Genomic DNA, 16,034 nt, shown 5'->3' on the forward strand with positions numbered 1-16,034 from the left:
AGGGGTCAGCGGGGGAAGACGACGGTCTTGTGGCCGTCGAGCAGGACGCGCTGCTCGGCGTGCCACTGGACCGCGCGGGCCAGCGCCACGCACTCCACGTCGCGCCCGATGCGCACGAGGTCGTCCGGCGAGTGGCTGTGGTTGACCCGGGCGACCTCCTGCTCGATGATCGGCCCCTCGTCGAGGTCGGAGGTCACGTAGTGGGCGGTGGCGCCGATGAGCTTGACGCCCCGGTTGTGGGCCTGGTGGTAGGGCTTGGCGCCCTTGAACGACGGCAGGAACGAGTGGTGGATGTTGATCGCCCGCCCGGCCAGCTTCTCGCACAGGTCCTCCGACAGCACCTGCATGTAGCGGGCCAGCACCACCAGGTCGACCTGGTAGTGCTCGACCAGCGCCAGCACCTCGGCCTCCTGCCTCGGCTTGGTCTCGGGCGTGATCGGCAGGTGGTGGTAGTCGATGCCGTACGACTGCGTGAGCGGACGCAGATCGGGGTGGTTGGAGGCGACCGCGACGACCTCGATGCCGAGCGTCTTCGACCTGACCCGGTAGAGCAGGTCGTTGAGGCAGTGGTCGAACCGGCTGACCATGATCAGCACGCGCGGCTTCCTGGCCACGTCGCGCAGCCTGAACTCCATGGCGAAGTCGGGGGCCAGGGCGGCGAAGGCGGCGCCCAGCTCGTCCTCGCCGAGCGGGCCGGAGAACTGCACGCGCATGAAGAACCGCTGGGCGACCCGGTCGCCGAACTGCTGGCTCTCGATGATGTTGCACCCGTGCGCCGCCAGCAGGCCGGAGACGGCGGCCACCACGCCGGGGCGGTCGGGGCAGGACAGGGTCAGGATGTACTCGGCGTGGCTGCTCATGCCTTCACTCTCGCGGACGTGGGATCGTAGGGCGCCTTCAGGCTGACCTGGGCAGAGTACAGGTCGCCGGCCACGTCGACCTCCACCTTCTCCAGCGTGACGCCGCCTTCCTGCGAGACCTCGGTGACGAAGCCCAGCGCCACGGACCTGCCGAGGGTGGGGCTGTGGGCCGCCGAGGTGACGTAGCCCACCGGGACGCCGTCGGACAGCAGGGACTCGCCGCCCCACAGGTGTGCGGCGGGGTCGTCCAGCACGATCGAGACTACCCTGCGCGACGGCGTCTCCAGAGCGTGCCGCGCTCCCCGGTAGCCGCCGCCCTTCTTGCAGGTGAAACGCAGCCCGGCGGCGGCGGGGGTGACCTCGGGGCCCAGCTCGCGGCCCCAGGCGCGGTAGCCCTTCTCGATGCGCATGGCCTCGATGGCGTAGTGACCGGCCTGGGTCAGCCCGCCGGCGCCCATGAGCGTCTCGTGCACGGTGACGGCGAACTCGGCGGGCACGTACAACTCCCAGCCCAGCTCGCCCACGTACGTGACGCGGGTGGCACGCACGGTGGCGTGGCCGAGGTCGACCAGGCGGGACGTGCCGAAGTCGAAGGCGGAGAAGTCGGACTTGGACACCGACTGCAGGATCGTCCTGGACGAGGGGCCCATCACGCCGAAGACCGCGTACGCGCCGGTGACGTCCACCAGGGCCGCCCGCCGGTCGCCGAGGCCCTTGGAGATGTGGTCGAAGTCCCTGGTGGTCTGGGCCGAGCCGGTCACGATCAGGTACTCGTCGCGGGCCACGCGTGTCACCGTCAGGTCCGACTCGTAGCCGCCCCGGTCGTTGAGCAGGCCGGTGTAGACGACCCGGCCGGGCTCGACGTCCACGTCGGCGGTGCACAGCCACTGCAACGCCTCCATGGCCTCGGGGCCCTTGAGGACGAACGTGGAGAAGGCCGTCTGGTCGAACAGCGCCGCCGCGTTCCGGCAGGCCGCCACCTCGGCGTCCACGTACGGCTGCCATCCCGGCCGCCCGAACGTGGACGGCGTGGCGGGCCCGAAGTAGTTGACCCGCTCCCAGCCCATCTTCGACCCGAAGCGCGCACCGGCCTGCGCCAGCAGGTGGTGCACCGGCGAGCGGCGCAGCGGCCGGGCGGTCTCCAGTTCCCGGTCCGGCCAGGACATCGCGTAGTGCAGCCCCAGCGTCTCGGTGACCCGGTCGCGCAGCCAGGTGTCGTTGCCGGCCCAGCGGGCGAAGCGCCGGATGTCGGCGGGCCACAGGTCGCCGGTCGGCTCGCCGTTCACGATCCACTCGGCCAGCGCGCGGCCGGCGCCGCCCGCCGAGGCGATGCCGGCCGAGTTGAACCCGGCGGCGACGAACAGGCCGCGCACCTCGGGGGTCTCCCCCAGCAGGAACATGTTGTCGGGCGTGAAGCTCTCCGGCCCGTTGTAGAACATCCTGACCCCGGCGCTCTCCAACGCCGGGACGCGCCGGATCGCGTTCTCCATGATGATCGCGAACTGGTCCCAGTCCTCCTCCAGGAGCTGGAACTCGAAGGGGTGGGGGATGCCGTCCATGCCCCAGGGTTTGGCGTCCGGCTCGAAGCCGCCCACGACCAGGCCGCCGACCTCCTCCTTGAGGTAGGCGTAGCCGTCGGGGTCGCGCAGCACGGGCAGGTCGGGGCGCACGCCGGGGATACGTTCGGTGACCACGTAGTAGTGCTCGGCCGAGTGCAGCGGGACGGTCGCGCCGGCCATCCTGCCGACCTCCTTGGCCCACTGCCCGGCGCAGTTGACCAGCACCTCGGTCTCGATGTGGCCCTCGGAGGTGTGCACGCCGCGCACGGCGCCGTCGCGCACGGTGACGCCGGTGACGCGGACCCGCTCGATCACCTGGACGCCGTGCCGCTGCGCGCCCCGGGCCAGCGCCTGCGTGAGGTCCGACGGGTTGGCCTTGCCGTCGCCGGGCAGCCAGACGCCGCCCACCAGGTCGTCGGTGCGCATGACCGGCCACAGCTCGCCCGCCTCGCGCGCGCTGACCACCTCGGCCTGGACGCCGTAGTTCCGGGCGGCGGCCGCGGTGCGCCGCAGCTGGATCATGCGTTCGGGGGTGCGGGCCACGCTGAGGCTGCCGCACTGCTTCCAGCCGGTGCCGAAGCCGGTCTCGGCCTCCAGGCGGGCGTACAGGTCGGTGCTGTACTTGATCAGCCTGGTCATGCTCTCGGTGCTGCGGAGCTGGCCGACGAGCCCGGCGGCGTGCCAGGTGGTGCCGCAGGAGAGCTGCCCCTGTTCGAGCAGCACGACGTCGGTCCAGCCCAGCTGGGCCAGGTGGTAGGCCACGCTGCAGCCCGCGATGCCGCCGCCGATGATCACGACCTGTGCCCGGGAGGGCAGGGATGTCACGAGATGCTCCTCAAGCGATTGATCCCCGGCCAGCTGCGGACGTTGCGCAGCATGGCGATGAACGCCTGCTCGGCGGGCCCCAGCAGCCGGTCGCGGCGGTGGGCCAGCACGATGGGGCGCGGCTTGGGCGCGGGCAGCACCTCCAGGGCCGCCAGCCGCCCGTCGGCGAGCTCCTGCTCGACGCAGTGCTCGGACACCAGCGAGACGCCGAGCCCCGCGGCGACCGCCTGTTTGATCGTCTCCGGGCCCCAGATCTCGCTGCGGCCGGCCTCTTCGAGCCCCCACGTCTCCAGCGCCTGCTCCTGCAGCTCGCGGGTGGAGGAGCCGGGCTCGCGGATGAGGAAGAACTCGCCCGTCAGGTCGGCCGGCTCGGCGCGGCCCTTGCTGGACAGCCGGTGGCCCGGCTGGGTGATGACGACGAGCCGGTCCTCCAGGATCGGCTCGCTGACGAGCTGCGCCGCGCCGGGCTCGCCGGCCAGCACCGCGACGCCGATCTCGCCGTCCACCAGGCCGCGCTCGACCCGCTGGCCGTTGCCGACCTGGATGCCGAGCTCGATGCCCGGATGACGGTCGCGGAAGGCGGCCAGCAACGGCGGCAGGAGGTACGTGCCGACGGTGGTGGTGCCTCCCGCGACCAGCTTGCCGGTCTGCAGCCCGGAGACCTGCCGGATGGCGGCCACGGCCTCGTCGGCCAGCAGGAAGACCCGCCTGGCGTACTCCAGCATCACCTCGCCCTCGGGGGTGAGCCTGATGCGGGCGCCGCTGCGGTCGATCAGCGTGGCGCGCAGCGCCTGCTCAAGCTGCCTGACCTGGTGTGACACGGACGGCTGGCTGAGGTAGAGCTTCTGCGCGGCGGCCGAGAAGCCGCCGCACTCCACGACCGTCATGAAGATCCAGAGCCGGTGCAGGTTGAGCTGCATGTCGCCGTTAACCCCTAGCTGCCTCGATCGACTCTCGGAGCGCGTCCTCGAGCTGTTCCAGCCGGTGCCAGGGGATCTCGCCCATCGTGCAGATCCTGAAGAAGTCCGCAGAAAGTTGCCCCTGACCGGCGTAGATAACGTAACCGCGCTTTTTGAGCTCATCGTGAAGCGCCGCATAAGTTACGTTTTCGGGCAGATGAAGCATTGTTACGGTGTTTGACCTGAATTGTTCATCAACGAGGATTTTGAGGCCGAGCCGGGCGAACTGCCCGCGGACGAGGGCCGCCCGCTCGCGGTACAGCCGGGTCCGCGCCGCGAAGCCGCCCGCCTCCTCGTACTCCTTGATCGCCTCGTCCAGGGAGTAGCAGACCTGCACGGCCGGGGTGAACGGCACGTCGCCCTTGCGCTGACCGGCCAGGTAGCTGGCGGCGTTGAGGTAGAGGCTGCGCGCGGGCGCCTGCTGGATCCGCTCGATCGCGGCCTCGCTGCACAGGATGAACGACATGCCGGGCAGCCCGTGCAGGCCCTTGTTGGCGGTGCCGCAGACGACGTCCGCCCTGACCTGCGCCAGGTCCTGGTCCTCGATCGCGGTGCCGCTGATCGCGTCGATCACGAACAGCGCGCCGTGCTCGGCCACCACCTCGCCGATCTCCTTGATCGGGTTGATCAGGCCGGTCGTGGTCTCGTGGTGCACGCAGACCACGGCGTCCACGTCGTCGCGCCCGGCGAGGGCCGCCCGGACGGCCTCGGGGTCGGCCGGGACCGTCCAGTCGCTCCTGACCTCGTGGAACGGGATGCCGTGCGCCTTGGCAATCTTGATCATCCGGTCGCCGTAGACGCCGTTGTTCACCACGAGCACGCCGCGTCCCGCGCGGACGGAGCTGATGACCGCCATCTCCATGGCCGCGGTTCCCGACCCGGTGACCAGCAGAGCCTCGTGCGTGCCGCCGAGGTTCAGGCACCGGGGCAGGGCCTCGCGGATCCTGAACAGCAACTCCGTGAACTCGGGCTCGCGGTGGCAGAGGTCGCCGCGAAGCAGGGCGTCCTTGACCCGCTTCGACGTACATGCGGGCCCGGGATTCAACAGAATGAGTTCTTCGTCCATCAATCCACTCGATCTTGGGTAGTTATCCGGCATTACGGACGCTATCCGGGGTGGCGCCGCAGGGGCAGCCGCCTTTCCCCTATGAGGGCCATAAGGGAATCGCGCTTGTCCGTGCCGAGCAGCGCCGACTGGGATGGGACACGTGCCGTTGGGGACCGTCGTACTGATCGGGGTCGCGGGGCTGTTCGCCGTCGTGTCCGGGATCAACGACGGCGGGGCGCTGCTGGCGACCGGGCTCAAGCTGCCGGTGATCAGGCCGGCCGTCGGCATCCTCGCGCTGGTGCTGCTCGTCACGGTGGTCCCGCTGGTCACCCACCAGGTGGCGCTGACGTTCGTGAACCGGCTGGCGGGCTTCCACGCCCCCGGCGGCCAGGCCGCGATGACGGTGGCCGTGCTCTGCGCGCTGGCGGTGGTGTTCACGCTCAGCGCGAAGGGCCGGCCGACCAGCCTCACGCTGGCCGTGGTGGGCGGGCTCACCGGGGCCGGGCTGGGCTGGGGGCTGCCGGTGTCGGGCGGCTCGGTGGCGCTCGTGCTGGTCTTCGGGCTGGCCGCGCCGTTCGTGGGGGCGCTGCTGTCGTGGCTGCTCATCCGGCTGCTCGTCCGGGTGACCGACGCGCCCGGCCTGGCCCGCTGGCACTGGGCCGGGTTCCTGCTCCAGACGCTCGCCTACGCGGCCAACGACGGGCAGAAGATGCTGGCCGTCTTCATGATCGCGCTCGGCTTCCAGGGCGCGCCCCTGGCCTGCACCTCGCTGGTGGCGGTGCTGTTCGGGCTCGGCGCGCTCTACGGGCTGCCCAGGGCGGGCCGTACGCTCAGCCGCGAGATCATCGTCTCCCGGCCCGCGCACGGCGTCGCCGCCGAACTGGCCGCGGGCACCGCCGTGCTCGGCTGCGCCGCGCTGGGTATGCCCGTGAGCATGACGCAGGCCGTGGCCGGCGGGCTGGTCGGCGCCGGGGTCGCGCAGGGCGGCGGCCGGGTCCGCTGGTACGCCGCCGTCAAGATCGTCGTCGCCTGGCTGCTGACGCTCCCGCTGAGCGGCCTGCTGGCCACGACGGCGGCGTTCGTCCTGAAGGGGCTGAGGGGGACGTGGTGAAGCGGTGGCGCCGGATCCGAGACCTCATGACCGGCCGCATGGACGGCGCGCTCACCGGCGCCCTGCTCGGCCAGCTCAAGGCCACCAAGCAGGGCGCGTGGCTGGCGATGGCCATGATCGGCGGCGAGGTCGGCAGGACCGGCGCCCACGAGCGGATGCGCGCGATCGAGCACCTCGGCGACGAGGAGCGCGCCCGCCTGGTCGAGGAGCTCAAGACCGCGCTGGTCACGCCCATCGACCCCGAGGACCTGTTCCGCCTGTCGCGCTCGATCGACGACGTGCTGGACTCGCTGCGGGACTTCGTGCGCGAGTCGCACCTGTACCGGGTGCCCGACCAGATCCGCTTCACGCCGCTGCTCGACCAGGTGATCGTGGGCATCGACGCCCTGGAGAGCGCCGTGCGCGGGCTGGCCGCCCGGCCCTCGGCGGTGGTGCAGGACGCCCTGGAGGCCAAGAAGGCCGGCGGCGCGATCCGGCGCATGTATCAGTACGAGATCTCCCGGATCTTCTCCGGCGAGGTCACGTCGGACGCGCTCAAGCAGCGCGAGCTGGTGCGCCGCCTGGAGATCGTGGGCATGGCCATCGGCGAGGCGGCGGACGCCATCGCCGACGGCGCCATGAAACGCTGACCGTCAGGCCGTCCGCCCGGCGAAGGCGTCGACGCCGGTCAGCTCGGCCGACAGCCGCCACAGGCGGGCGGCCTGCTCGGGGTCGGTGGCATGGGGGTGCACGCCGCCGCCGGAGCCGTCGGCGGGCTCGGCGATGTCGCAGTCCTCGCAGTAGACGCCGCCCATGCCGTCGAGCTGCGGGGAGGTGGCCGCCCACACCTGGGTGGCGGCGCCCTGCTCAGGGGTCTTGAAGCTGGTGTTGAGCTGGTTGCCCTGCTCGTCGATCCAGCCCGCCTCGACCATCTCCTGCTTGGTCAGGTGGCGCTGGAGCGGGGTCAGGATGCCGCCGGGGTGCACCGCGAACGCCCGCACGCCCGCGTCCTCGGCCAGGGCGTCGAGGTGCACGGCGAACAGCACGTTGGCGGTCTTCGCCTGGCCGTAGGCCTGCCACTTGTCGTAGCCGCGTTCGAACATCACGTCGTCCCAGCGCATGCCGGAGCGCCGGTGGCCGGCTGAGGAGACGGCCACGACCCGGCCGCCGCCGCGCTCGACGGCCGGCCACAGGCGGTTGACCAGCGCGTAGTGGCCGAGGTGGTTGGTGGCGAACTGGGCCTCCCAGCCCGGCCCGACCCGCGTCTCGGGACAGGCCATGATGCCGGCGTTGTTGATCACGAGGTGCAGGTCGCGGCCGGAGGCCAGGAACTCCTCGGCGAAGCGCCGCACGCTGTCGAGGTCGCCCAGGTCGAGCTCGCCCACCTCGACGCGGTCGAGGCCGGCCAGGGCCTCCTCGGCCGCGCCGCGACGCCGGGCCGGGACGACGACCTGGGCTCCGGCCTCGCTGAGCGCGCGGGTGGTCTGCAGGCCGAGGCCGGAGTAGCCGCCGGTGACGAGCGCGACCCTGCCGGTGAGGTCGATGCCCTTGAGCACCTCGTCCGCGGTGCTTCTCGCGCCGAAACCCGAACCGATCCTGTGCTGAGGCGTTGTCATGGGACCGACGTTACGAATTGAAGTGCGCTCTAAGTCAAACCGACCCGCCGGGACCGCCCGGATCAGAGGCCGAGCGCCGGGGCCAGGCGCTGGAGCCGGCTCAGGGCGTCGTCGAGGTCGGGGGCGCCCGGCGACAGCGGCTGGACGGCCACGTGGTCGGCCCCCGCGTCGAGGTGGGCCCGCAGCCGCGCGGCGACCTGCCCTTCGTCGCCCCAGGCCACGATGGCGTCGGCCAGCCGGTCGCTGCCGCCGCCCGCGAAGTCGGCGTCGGTGAAGCCCAGGGCGCGCAGGTTGCCCAGGTAGTTGGGCAGGGTCAGGTAGTAGGCCAGGTGGGCGCGGGCGATCTCGCGGGCCCTTGCCGGGTCGGTCTCCAGCACCACGGCCTGCTCGGGCACCAGCAGCCGGTTCGCGCCGAGGACGCGGCGGGCCTGCTCGGTGTGCTCGGGCGGCACGAAGTAGGTGTGGGCCCCGTCGGCCCGGTCTCTGGACAGCTCCAGCATCCGGGGCCGCAGCGCCGCCAGCAGCCGGGGCGCCCTCGCCTCGGGCAGGCCCTCCTCGGCGGCGTCCATGCCGTCGAGGTAGGCGCGCATCGCGCTCAGCGGCTTGTCGTAGGCGTGCCCGCGGCTGCCGACCAGCGGGCCGTGGCTGACCCCGATGCCCAGCACGAAACGGCCGGGGAAGGCGTCGGCCAGCGTCTTCGCGCCCGCCGTCATGCCCGTCGCGTCGCGGCCCCAGATGCTGGCGATGCCGGTCGCGACCGCGACGCGGGTGGTGGCGGCCAGCAGGACGGCCGCGGTGGTGAGCGGCTCCTTGCTCTGCCGGCCCTCGTTGATCCACACGGAGCCGTAGCCCAGCCGCTCGATCTCGGCCGCCGCGCGCCGCGCCTGCTCGGCGGGGGCCTTGCCGATCAGCGGATGCCACACCCCGAAGTGCCCGGTCTCCATGACCGCTCCCTCGACTAGAATGTTCGATCGAGATGGAACACTACACCAATGTTCGACCACCATCGAACAGAACACGCGGCCTGACCCACACCTCGCCCGTCGAGGTGTCGCTGCAGGCCGCCCTCGACGCGCTCGGCGACCCGGTCCGCCGCCGCATCGTCCGCGAGCTGGCCGGGGAGCCCGACTGGGCGCGCGCCTGCGGCACGTTCGCCCACCTGCCGGTGGCCAAGTCCACGCTCAGCCACCACTTCGGGGTGCTGCGCCAGGTCGGCCTGCTGGAGCAGCGCGACGAAGGCGCCCGCCGGCTCAACCGGCTGCGCCGCGCGGAGTTCGACGAACGGTTCCCCGGCCTGCTCGCCCTCGTCGTCGAGGAGCCGGAGGGCGCCTAGGGCATGCGGCGGCCCTGGCGGGTAGGGGCAGGCCCATGCAGATGCGCCCGTTCGCCCGCAACCTCCTCGCCACCACGGCCGCGGTCACCGCCACGGCCACGCTCGGCAGCCTGGCCACCTCCTCCGGCTCGGCCTGGTACCGCCGGCTGCGCAAGCCCCGCTGGCAGCCGCCCAGCCAGGCGTTCGGCCTGGTCTGGACGCCGGTCTACGCCCTGATCGCCTACGCCGGCGCCCGCGCGCTGACCAGCGGCGACGACCGGGCCGGCCTGGCCCGCGCCCTGGGCGCCAACCTCGCGCTCAACGCCGCCTGGACCCCGCTGTTCTTCGGCGCCCGCTCCCCACGCCTGGCGCTGGCCGACATCGTCGCGCTCGACGCGGCCAACCTCGTGCTGCTGCGCCGCTTCCTGCGCGCCGACCGCCGCGCCGGGCTGGCCCTGCTGCCCTACGTCGGCTGGACGGCCTTCGCCACCGCGCTCAACGCCTCCATCGCCGCCCGCAACCCCTGACCGGAACCCCGCCCGAAGGCGGGGCCCCGCCCGCGTGGTCAGGAGACGCGCAGGTCGTCCACCGCCCAGTACCAGTTGTTGGTCGCGTCGAAGTAGTGGAACTTGACCCTCATCGACCTGGCCCCGGCCGGCACGGTCACCTTCAGCGACTCGTTCCTGGCGATCGCGTCGGCCGTGTAGTTCTTGACCAGCGTGTCCGCGCCGCCGTCGAACGACACGAGCACCTGCGCCTTCTGCGCGCCGTCCACGCGGTAGTGGGTGGCGTAGGCGAGCGTGACGGACGCCCGGCCGGTCACGGTGTAGGCGGGCGAGACGAGCGTCGAGTCGAACGGGCCGGTCCCGTGCGACTTGTCGTCCCATTCGTCGGAGTCGGCCACCGCGAAGGTGCCCCTGGACCGGACGTTCAGCTCCCGCTGCTGGTCACGGGCCGTCCGCGACCAGAACTCGTCCGTGGTGAACGCCCAGCCGCGCCACTCCTGGACGCCCCCCGACGGCATCCTGGACGCGTCCACCGACCAGCCCGCGGGCGGCGTGTGCGAGTAGCCGAGCACGCCGGCCGGGACGCCGCTCTCGTCGCTCCTGCCGGACAGCGCGACGCCCTCGAACGGGTCGCCGGTCCTGGTGTCGACGCGCCGCCCGTCGATCCCGTCCGGCACGGCCAGGCCCAGCCCGGCGAAGACCGCGGCCGTCACGTCCACCAGGCGCGTGTCGGCCGGCCGCGCCCCGGCGGCCAGGCCCGGCCCGGAGGCCAGGACGAACGTGCGGCGCTCCTCGATCGAGGACCCGCCGTGCCCGCCCGCGTCGGTGTGCCCGTGGTCGGTGGCCACGATCACCGTCCAGCGCTCGGCCGCGTACGTCGGCCTGGCCCTGACCGCGGCCAGCAGCCGGCCGATCCGGGCGTCGGCGTCGTGGATCGCGGCCAGGTAGGCGGCCGAGCCTGCGCCGCTGTTGTGCCCGGCGATGTCGATCGCGCCCAGGTAGACGAAGGCGGCGTCCGGGTTCTTCGTGCGCAGGACGGTCTCGCTGACCTGGGTGAGGCGTTCGTCCTCGGCCGGGTAGCCGTCGGCGTCGCCGTCCAGGACCACCCTGGCGTCGATCCGGGGGCCGAACGTGCCCTGGTCGGCGAGCGGCTTCCAGTCGAGGGCGGCGTAGGTGGAGTGGCCGGCGCCGGTGTTCTCCAGCCGGGTCAGGAAGTCGGGGTAGCGGTCGTAGTGCTTGCCGGCGAAGGTGTTGTCCTTGACGCCGTGCAGGTCGGGCCAGACGCCGGTGGCGATCGTGGACCAGCCGGGGCCGCTGGAGGTGGCGGCCATCGGGCTGGTGTAGAGCAGGCTCGTGCCGAACGTGCCGCCGCTGATCAGGGCGTCGAGGTTGGGGGCGTCGGCGGGGGCGATGCGGTCGTGGCGTAACCCGTCGAGGCCGATGACCAGGACCTTGTCGCTGCTGATGCCGTTCGGGACGTCGGGCACGGGCACGGGCGCGGCCAGGGCGGTCGCGCCGTTGAGCACCTTGCCCTCGGGAGCGGGTGCGGGATCGGCCGCCTGGTTCGCCAGGGCCGCCGGCGCGGGGACCGACACGGCCGCGGCCACGAGCGCGGGCAGGATGCGCCATCGTTGCATGGACGTACTCCTCGCTGAGTGCTGGGGTGATCCGGCTGCAGGATCTCCAGCGTCGGGCGGGTGCGTGAATAGCGTCTTTCCGATGGACGCCATAGAGGGAAAAGGGGGCCCAAATGGGCAGCAGCCAACGTCCCGCCGCCCGCGTCGTCTGCCTCGACCGCGACGGGCGCGTCCTGCTCATGCACTGGTACGACCCGGTCAGCGGCGCGGACGTCTGGGAACCGCCGGGCGGCGGCCTCGACCCGGGCGAGACGCCGCTGGAGGCCGCCCGGCGCGAGCTGACCGAGGAGACCGGGCTGCCCGGCTCGGCCGTCGGCGAGCACCGCGTGGACGTCGAGCGCGACTTCTCCTGGCTGGGCGTGCGCTACGTGAAGACCGAGCCGTTCTTCCTGGCCACCTTCGACCAGGCGCGCCCGCCGGTGACCCCCGCCGCGCTCACCGCGGAGGAGCTCGGCGTCTACCGCGGTCACACCTGGGCCGAGGAGCTGCCGGACGGCGTCGAGCCGCCGGAGCTGGCCGCCGTGGTGGCCGCCCTGCGCGCCGCCGCGCACCGCTGACCCCGCCGCTGACCCACCGCCGATCCGCTGCCGCGCGCCGCTGACGCCGCTACACCTTGATCGTGCGGCCCGCCGTGGCCACCGCGAGGTCTCCAGGGTAGGACCTGGCCGCCGCCGCCAGCGCAGGCTCGGGCGAGGTGCCGGGCCACAGGTGGGTGAGCAGCAACCGGGCGGCCCCGGCCGCCGCGGCGGTGCGGCCCGCATCGGCGGCGCTGGACAGGTAGGGGGCGTCCGCGCCGGGCACCTGCTCGGGATAGGTGGCCTCGGCCACCAGCAGGTCGGCGTCGGCGGCCAGCGTGACGAGGTCGGCGGACGGGCCGGTGTCGCCGGTGTAGGCGATCACCCGGCCGCCCGCGCTCAGCCGCAGCCCGGCGTTGGGCACGTGGTGCGGCAGCGAGAAGGCGTCGAGCCGGAAGGGCCCGAGCTCGCGCGGCGTGCCCGGCTCCAGGTCGTGCAGCTCGAAGCTGCCGGCCAGCATGCCGCGCCGGTCGAGCGCGAGCACGGCGTCGAGCGCGCCGGGCGGCGCGTGCACGGGCAGCGCGGCCGGCGGGGCGTCGCCCAGGGCGCGGGCGCGCAGCAGCGGGTTGAGGTCGGAGCAGTGATCGGGATGGCCGTGGCTGACCAGGACGGCGTCGACCCGCTCGGCCGGCGTGCTTTCGAGCAGCCGCGGCAGCGTCGCGTAGCCGGGATCGACGAGCACGCGGAACCCGTCGTGCTCGACGAGGTAACCGCTGCACGCCTGGCCCGCCGCCGGCCACGCCCCGCACCCGCCCAGCACCGTGATCCGCATGATCCCCGACTCTAGCGGGGCTGATGCCCCAGCTCGGCCAGCGTGGTGGACATCAGGCCGCGCAGCAGCGGGCCGGCCAGGCCCTCGTGCACGGACTCGACCGGCAGGCCCTGGGCGATGCGGGCGTGGTAGGACTCGCGGTCGCGCTCGCCGGTGTAGGGCAGCGCGGTCATCGCCACGACCACGGTGGCCCGGGTGCCGCCGCGCGGCAGAATGGCGACGGCGTGGGTGCGCAGGCAGGTCTCGTCGGGGGCGCCGTACCAGCCGCACTTGACGCCGGCCTCGGGCGAGCCGAGCGCCTCGCGGGCGCCGAACGTCTGCTCGCCCGCCACCTGCCGCATCCACGCCAGGACGGTGGCCGCCACCGGGTCGCCCGCCGCCGCGGCCTGCGCGAACACGGCGTAGGCGGCGGCGACCTCCTCGGCCGAGACCTCCACCGAGCCGAAGCGCGACGGGTCGCCGCCCGGCTGGGCCCACCGTACGCCGGTGCGCCGGTAGAGGTCGTCCAGCAGCACGCGGGGGCCGATGGACAGCCAGAGGCTGAGCGTGTCGGCGTTGGAGGAGACGACCACGGCGGGCTCGGCGTGGCGGCGCCAGCGGTCGGCGTCGTCGATGTGGGCGGCGGCCACCCAGGCGTAGAGCGGCTTGAGCAGCGAGGCGCAGCGCAACCGGGCGGGGCCGGAGCGCACGCTCATCGTCCGGGCGGGCGGGCCGCCGTAGCCGCGCCTGATGCCCGCGGCCTGTGCTCCGGCGCTGTCTTGGAGGTCTTTCAGCAGGTCATTGAAGGCCACCGTCCCACCGTAGACCTACGGGGCGGTCCGCCAGCGCCCTTCGTACCACTCCGCGCTGGGTGGCTCGCCGGGCAGCGGGGTCGCGCCGGGGGCGCGCAGGCCGTCGAGCGCGATGGCCAGCAGGCGTTCCTTGACCCGCTGGTGCTCCTCGCTCGGCGGGCCGGGGGCGGGCCTGCTGAACTGCTCGATGAGCAGCGAGACGTCGAGCGTGGTCACGTCCGCCCGCAGCGCCCCGGCCTCGCGGGCCCTGGCGACGAGGGCGCCGGCCAGCTCGGTGGCCCGGCGGGAGGTGCGCCACATCTCGTCGGTGACCTCGATCGTGCCCGCCACCGGGGCCAGCGCGCCGGAGCGGCCGGCGACGCAGGCGCGCACGTACGCCTCCAGCCCGATCCACGGATCGGGCTCGGCCAGGGCCGACTCCAGGTTGTCGACCACGCGTTCCATGGCGATCAGGCAGAGCCGCTGCAGCAGCTCCTCCTTGGTGCGGTAGCGCCGGTAGAGGCTGCCCATGCCGACGCCGGCCTGCCTGGCTATGGCCGAGACTGGCGCGTCGAACCCCTGGGTCGTGAACACCTCGTGGGCCGCCTGGAGCAGCCGCAGATCGTTCCGCGCCGCCTCGGCCTGCCTGCCGCGTCCTGCCATGCCGTACAGGATATTGCGGAGCGTTGCGCTCCGATATACGGTTCCTTTCGGAGCGAAGCGCTCCGATAAAGGAGGAATGTCATGCGTGCGGTGGTTCTGCGGGAGGTCGGCGGTCCGGGGTCGCTGGTGGCGGAGGAGGTGCCCGACCCCGTCCCGGGGCCGGGTCAGGTGCTGGTCGAGGTGGCGGTCGCGGGCGTCACGTTCGTGGAGACGCAGGTGCGCGCCGGACGGGGGCCGCGCGCGGCCGAGCTGCCCGCGGTCCTGGGCAACGGGGTGGCGGGCACCGTCCTTTCGGTGGGCGAGGGCGTGGACGCGGCGCTGACGGGCTCCCTGGTGGTCACCACGCTCGGCGGTTACGGCGGTTACGCCGAGCTGGCGGTGGCCGCCGCCGAGGACCTGATCCCGGTGCCCGACGGGCTGTCGCCGCGCGAGGCCGTGGCGTTGCTGGCCGACGGGCGCACCGCCGTGGGGCTCGTCCGCGCCGCCGCGCCGCAGCCCGGCGAGTGGGTGCTGGTGGAGGCGGCCGGCGGCGGGGTGGGCAGCCTGCTGGTGCAGCTCGCCCACGCCGCGGGCGCGCGCGTGGTCGGCGCGGCCGGCAGCGCCGCCAAGCGCGACCTGGCCGCACGCCTCGGCGCTGAGCTGACGGTCGACTACACCGCCCCCGGCTGGGCCGACGAGGTGCGCGCCGCGACCGGCGGCCTGGACGTCGTCTTCGACGGCGTGGGCGGCGAGATCGGCGCCCAGGCGCAGGACCTGCTGAAGGACGGCGGCCGCTTCAGCGCGTACGGCATGGCCGGCGGCCCGATGACCACTCCCGGGCCGCGCGTGACCGCCGTCGCCTGGCCCGCGGCCGACCCGCGCGAGCTGGCCCGCGAAGCCCTGGAACTCGCCGCCGCCGGCCGCCTGCGTGCCACGGTCGGCAACGTGCTCCCCCTGGAGTCGGCGGCCGAGGCGCACGCCGCCGTCGAGGCCCGCGCGGTCACCGGGAAGACCCTGCTGCTGTCCGCGCGGGCCCGGACGATCCTGGTCACCGGCGCCACCGGCAACCAGGGCGGCGCGGTGGCCCGGACCCTGCTGGCCAGCGGCTGGGCGGTCCGCGCCCTGGTCAGGGACCCCGCCTCGGACGCCGCCCAGGCCCTGGCCGCGCTCGGCGCCACCCTGGCCAAGGGCGACCTGGACGACCCCGCCTCGCTCCGGGCGGCCATGACCGGCGTGCACGGCGTGTTCAGCGTGCAGGCCCTGGCCGTGACGCGGGAGGAACTGGCCCGCGAGGTGCGCCAGGGCGTCGCGGTCGCCGACGTGGCCGCCGGGCTGGGCCTGGCGCACCTGGTCTACAGCTCGGTCGGCGGCGCCGAACGCGACACCGGCATCGAGCACTTCGCGAGCAAGTGGGCGATCGAGCGGCACGTCGCCGGGCTGGGCCTGCGGGCGACGGTGCTGCGCCCGGCGTTCTTCATGACGAACCTGCTGCACTACGCCGAGCCCGCCGGGGACGAGCGGGTCATCGCGCTGCCGTTCCGGCGCATGCAGCTCGTCGCGCCCGAGGACATCGCCCACTTCGCGGCGGAGGCGTTCGAGCGTCCGGCGGAGTACGCGGGCCGGGCGCTGGAGATCGCCAGCGAGGAGCTCACCGGCGCCGAGATCGCCGAGGTCTACCAGCGGGTCACCGGCACGCCCACCCGGTTCGAGCAGACCGCGCCCGGCGGGGAGCGCATGTACGAGTGGTTCCTGGAGAGCGGCTACCGGGCCGACATCGCCGCGCTCCGCGCCCGCCACCCCGGCCTGCGCACGTTCGAGTCCTTCCTGCGCGAGCGGCTGGCCCGCTGACCGCCGCCGTCCCGA

Annotated in this window: 16 protein-coding genes; 6 read left to right on the forward strand and 10 right to left on the reverse strand. The window is 73.5% G+C overall.

Going from position 1 to position 16,034, the window contains the following annotated elements; all coding sequences use genetic code 11:
- Positions 1 to 5: 5 nt before the first annotated feature.
- The 4 genes from purU to ACFYYW_RS29460 are packed head-to-tail and all read right to left on the reverse strand — an operon-like array spanning position 6 to position 5,269.
- Positions 6 to 860 (reverse strand): formyltetrahydrofolate deformylase, encoded by an 855-nt coding sequence (gene purU / locus ACFYYW_RS29445; RefSeq protein WP_352322831.1) that lies wholly within the window; start codon positions 858 to 860, stop codon positions 6 to 8.
- Positions 857 to 3,244 (reverse strand): FAD-dependent oxidoreductase, encoded by a 2,388-nt coding sequence (locus tag ACFYYW_RS29450; RefSeq protein ID WP_387653192.1) that lies wholly within the window; start codon positions 3,242 to 3,244, stop codon positions 857 to 859. The genes purU and ACFYYW_RS29450 overlap by 4 nt, the downstream gene beginning before the upstream one ends.
- Positions 3,241 to 4,164, reverse strand: coding sequence for a LysR family transcriptional regulator (locus ACFYYW_RS29455; RefSeq protein ID WP_352360491.1), 924 nt, complete (start codon positions 4,162 to 4,164; stop codon positions 3,241 to 3,243). The genes ACFYYW_RS29450 and ACFYYW_RS29455 overlap by 4 nt, the downstream gene beginning before the upstream one ends.
- Positions 4,165 to 4,171: 7 nt before the next feature.
- Positions 4,172 to 5,269, reverse strand: a complete 1,098-nt coding sequence (locus ACFYYW_RS29460) for a pyridoxal-phosphate-dependent aminotransferase family protein (RefSeq protein WP_387653194.1) — start codon at positions 5,267 to 5,269, stop codon at positions 4,172 to 4,174.
- A 142-nt stretch (positions 5,270 to 5,411) separates the two neighbouring features.
- On the opposite strand from ACFYYW_RS29460, the gene ACFYYW_RS29465 reads away from it, so the two are divergent.
- Together ACFYYW_RS29465 and ACFYYW_RS29470 are read left to right on the forward strand one after the other, a co-directional pair.
- On the forward strand, positions 5,412 to 6,362 hold the full coding sequence (locus ACFYYW_RS29465) for an inorganic phosphate transporter (protein WP_387653196.1): 951 nt from the start codon (positions 5,412 to 5,414) through the stop codon (positions 6,360 to 6,362).
- Positions 6,363 to 6,388: 26 nt separating this feature from the next.
- The gene (locus tag ACFYYW_RS29470; protein ID WP_387653198.1) at positions 6,389 to 6,991 is read left to right on the forward strand and encodes a DUF47 domain-containing protein; all 603 of its coding nucleotides are present in this window, start codon (positions 6,389 to 6,391) and stop codon (positions 6,989 to 6,991) included.
- A 3-nt stretch (positions 6,992 to 6,994) separates the two neighbouring features.
- On the opposite strand, the gene ACFYYW_RS29475 is transcribed toward ACFYYW_RS29470, so the two are convergent.
- Both ACFYYW_RS29475 and ACFYYW_RS29480 read right to left on the reverse strand, forming a co-directional pair.
- Positions 6,995 to 7,957, reverse strand: a complete 963-nt coding sequence (locus ACFYYW_RS29475; protein WP_387653200.1) for an SDR family NAD(P)-dependent oxidoreductase — start codon at positions 7,955 to 7,957, stop codon at positions 6,995 to 6,997.
- A gap of 62 nt (positions 7,958 to 8,019) precedes the next feature.
- The gene (locus tag ACFYYW_RS29480) at positions 8,020 to 8,901 is read right to left on the reverse strand and encodes a TIGR03620 family F420-dependent LLM class oxidoreductase (protein ID WP_352322838.1); all 882 of its coding nucleotides are present in this window, start codon (positions 8,899 to 8,901) and stop codon (positions 8,020 to 8,022) included.
- 32 nt (positions 8,902 to 8,933) lie between these two features.
- On the opposite strand from ACFYYW_RS29480, the gene ACFYYW_RS29485 reads away from it, so the two are divergent.
- Together ACFYYW_RS29485 and ACFYYW_RS29490 are read left to right on the forward strand one after the other, a co-directional pair.
- On the forward strand, positions 8,934 to 9,290 hold the full coding sequence (locus tag ACFYYW_RS29485; protein ID WP_364414283.1) for a helix-turn-helix domain-containing protein: 357 nt from the start codon (positions 8,934 to 8,936) through the stop codon (positions 9,288 to 9,290).
- A gap of 35 nt (positions 9,291 to 9,325) precedes the next feature.
- Positions 9,326 to 9,796 carry a TspO/MBR family protein gene (locus ACFYYW_RS29490; protein ID WP_387653203.1) on the forward strand — a complete coding sequence of 157 codons (471 nt, stop codon included), beginning with the start codon at positions 9,326 to 9,328 and terminating at the stop codon, positions 9,794 to 9,796.
- 38 nt (positions 9,797 to 9,834) lie between these two features.
- Here the strand turns inward: ACFYYW_RS29490 and ACFYYW_RS29495 are convergent, their stop codons facing one another.
- On the reverse strand, positions 9,835 to 11,412 hold the full coding sequence (locus tag ACFYYW_RS29495) for an alkaline phosphatase family protein (protein WP_387653205.1): 1,578 nt from the start codon (positions 11,410 to 11,412) through the stop codon (positions 9,835 to 9,837).
- Positions 11,413 to 11,525: 113 nt separating this feature from the next.
- On the opposite strand from ACFYYW_RS29495, the gene ACFYYW_RS29500 reads away from it, so the two are divergent.
- A complete protein-coding gene (locus ACFYYW_RS29500) occupies positions 11,526 to 11,969 on the forward strand; it encodes an NUDIX domain-containing protein (protein ID WP_387653207.1) in 444 nt (147 codons plus the stop codon).
- 49 nt (positions 11,970 to 12,018) lie between these two features.
- Here the strand turns inward: ACFYYW_RS29500 and ACFYYW_RS29505 are convergent, their stop codons facing one another.
- From ACFYYW_RS29505 to ACFYYW_RS29515, 3 genes are read right to left on the reverse strand one after another with little or no spacing between them, the layout of a single operon-like run.
- A complete protein-coding gene (locus tag ACFYYW_RS29505; protein WP_387653209.1) occupies positions 12,019 to 12,759 on the reverse strand; it encodes an MBL fold metallo-hydrolase in 741 nt (246 codons plus the stop codon).
- A gap of 11 nt (positions 12,760 to 12,770) precedes the next feature.
- Positions 12,771 to 13,550, reverse strand: coding sequence for a hypothetical protein (locus ACFYYW_RS29510; RefSeq protein WP_387653211.1), 780 nt, complete (start codon positions 13,548 to 13,550; stop codon positions 12,771 to 12,773).
- Positions 13,551 to 13,565: 15 nt separating this feature from the next.
- The gene (locus tag ACFYYW_RS29515; RefSeq protein ID WP_387653213.1) at positions 13,566 to 14,192 is read right to left on the reverse strand and encodes a TetR/AcrR family transcriptional regulator; all 627 of its coding nucleotides are present in this window, start codon (positions 14,190 to 14,192) and stop codon (positions 13,566 to 13,568) included.
- Positions 14,193 to 14,273: 81 nt separating this feature from the next.
- Here ACFYYW_RS29515 and ACFYYW_RS29520 point away from each other — a divergent pair, with 81 nt between their 5' ends.
- On the forward strand, positions 14,274 to 16,019 hold the full coding sequence (locus ACFYYW_RS29520; RefSeq protein ID WP_387653215.1) for an NmrA family NAD(P)-binding protein: 1,746 nt from the start codon (positions 14,274 to 14,276) through the stop codon (positions 16,017 to 16,019).
- The last annotated feature ends 15 nt before the right edge of the window (positions 16,020 to 16,034 follow it).

Source organism: Nonomuraea sp. NPDC001831, assembly GCF_042892035.1.
Classification (GTDB): domain Bacteria; phylum Actinomycetota; class Actinomycetes; order Streptosporangiales; family Streptosporangiaceae; genus Nonomuraea.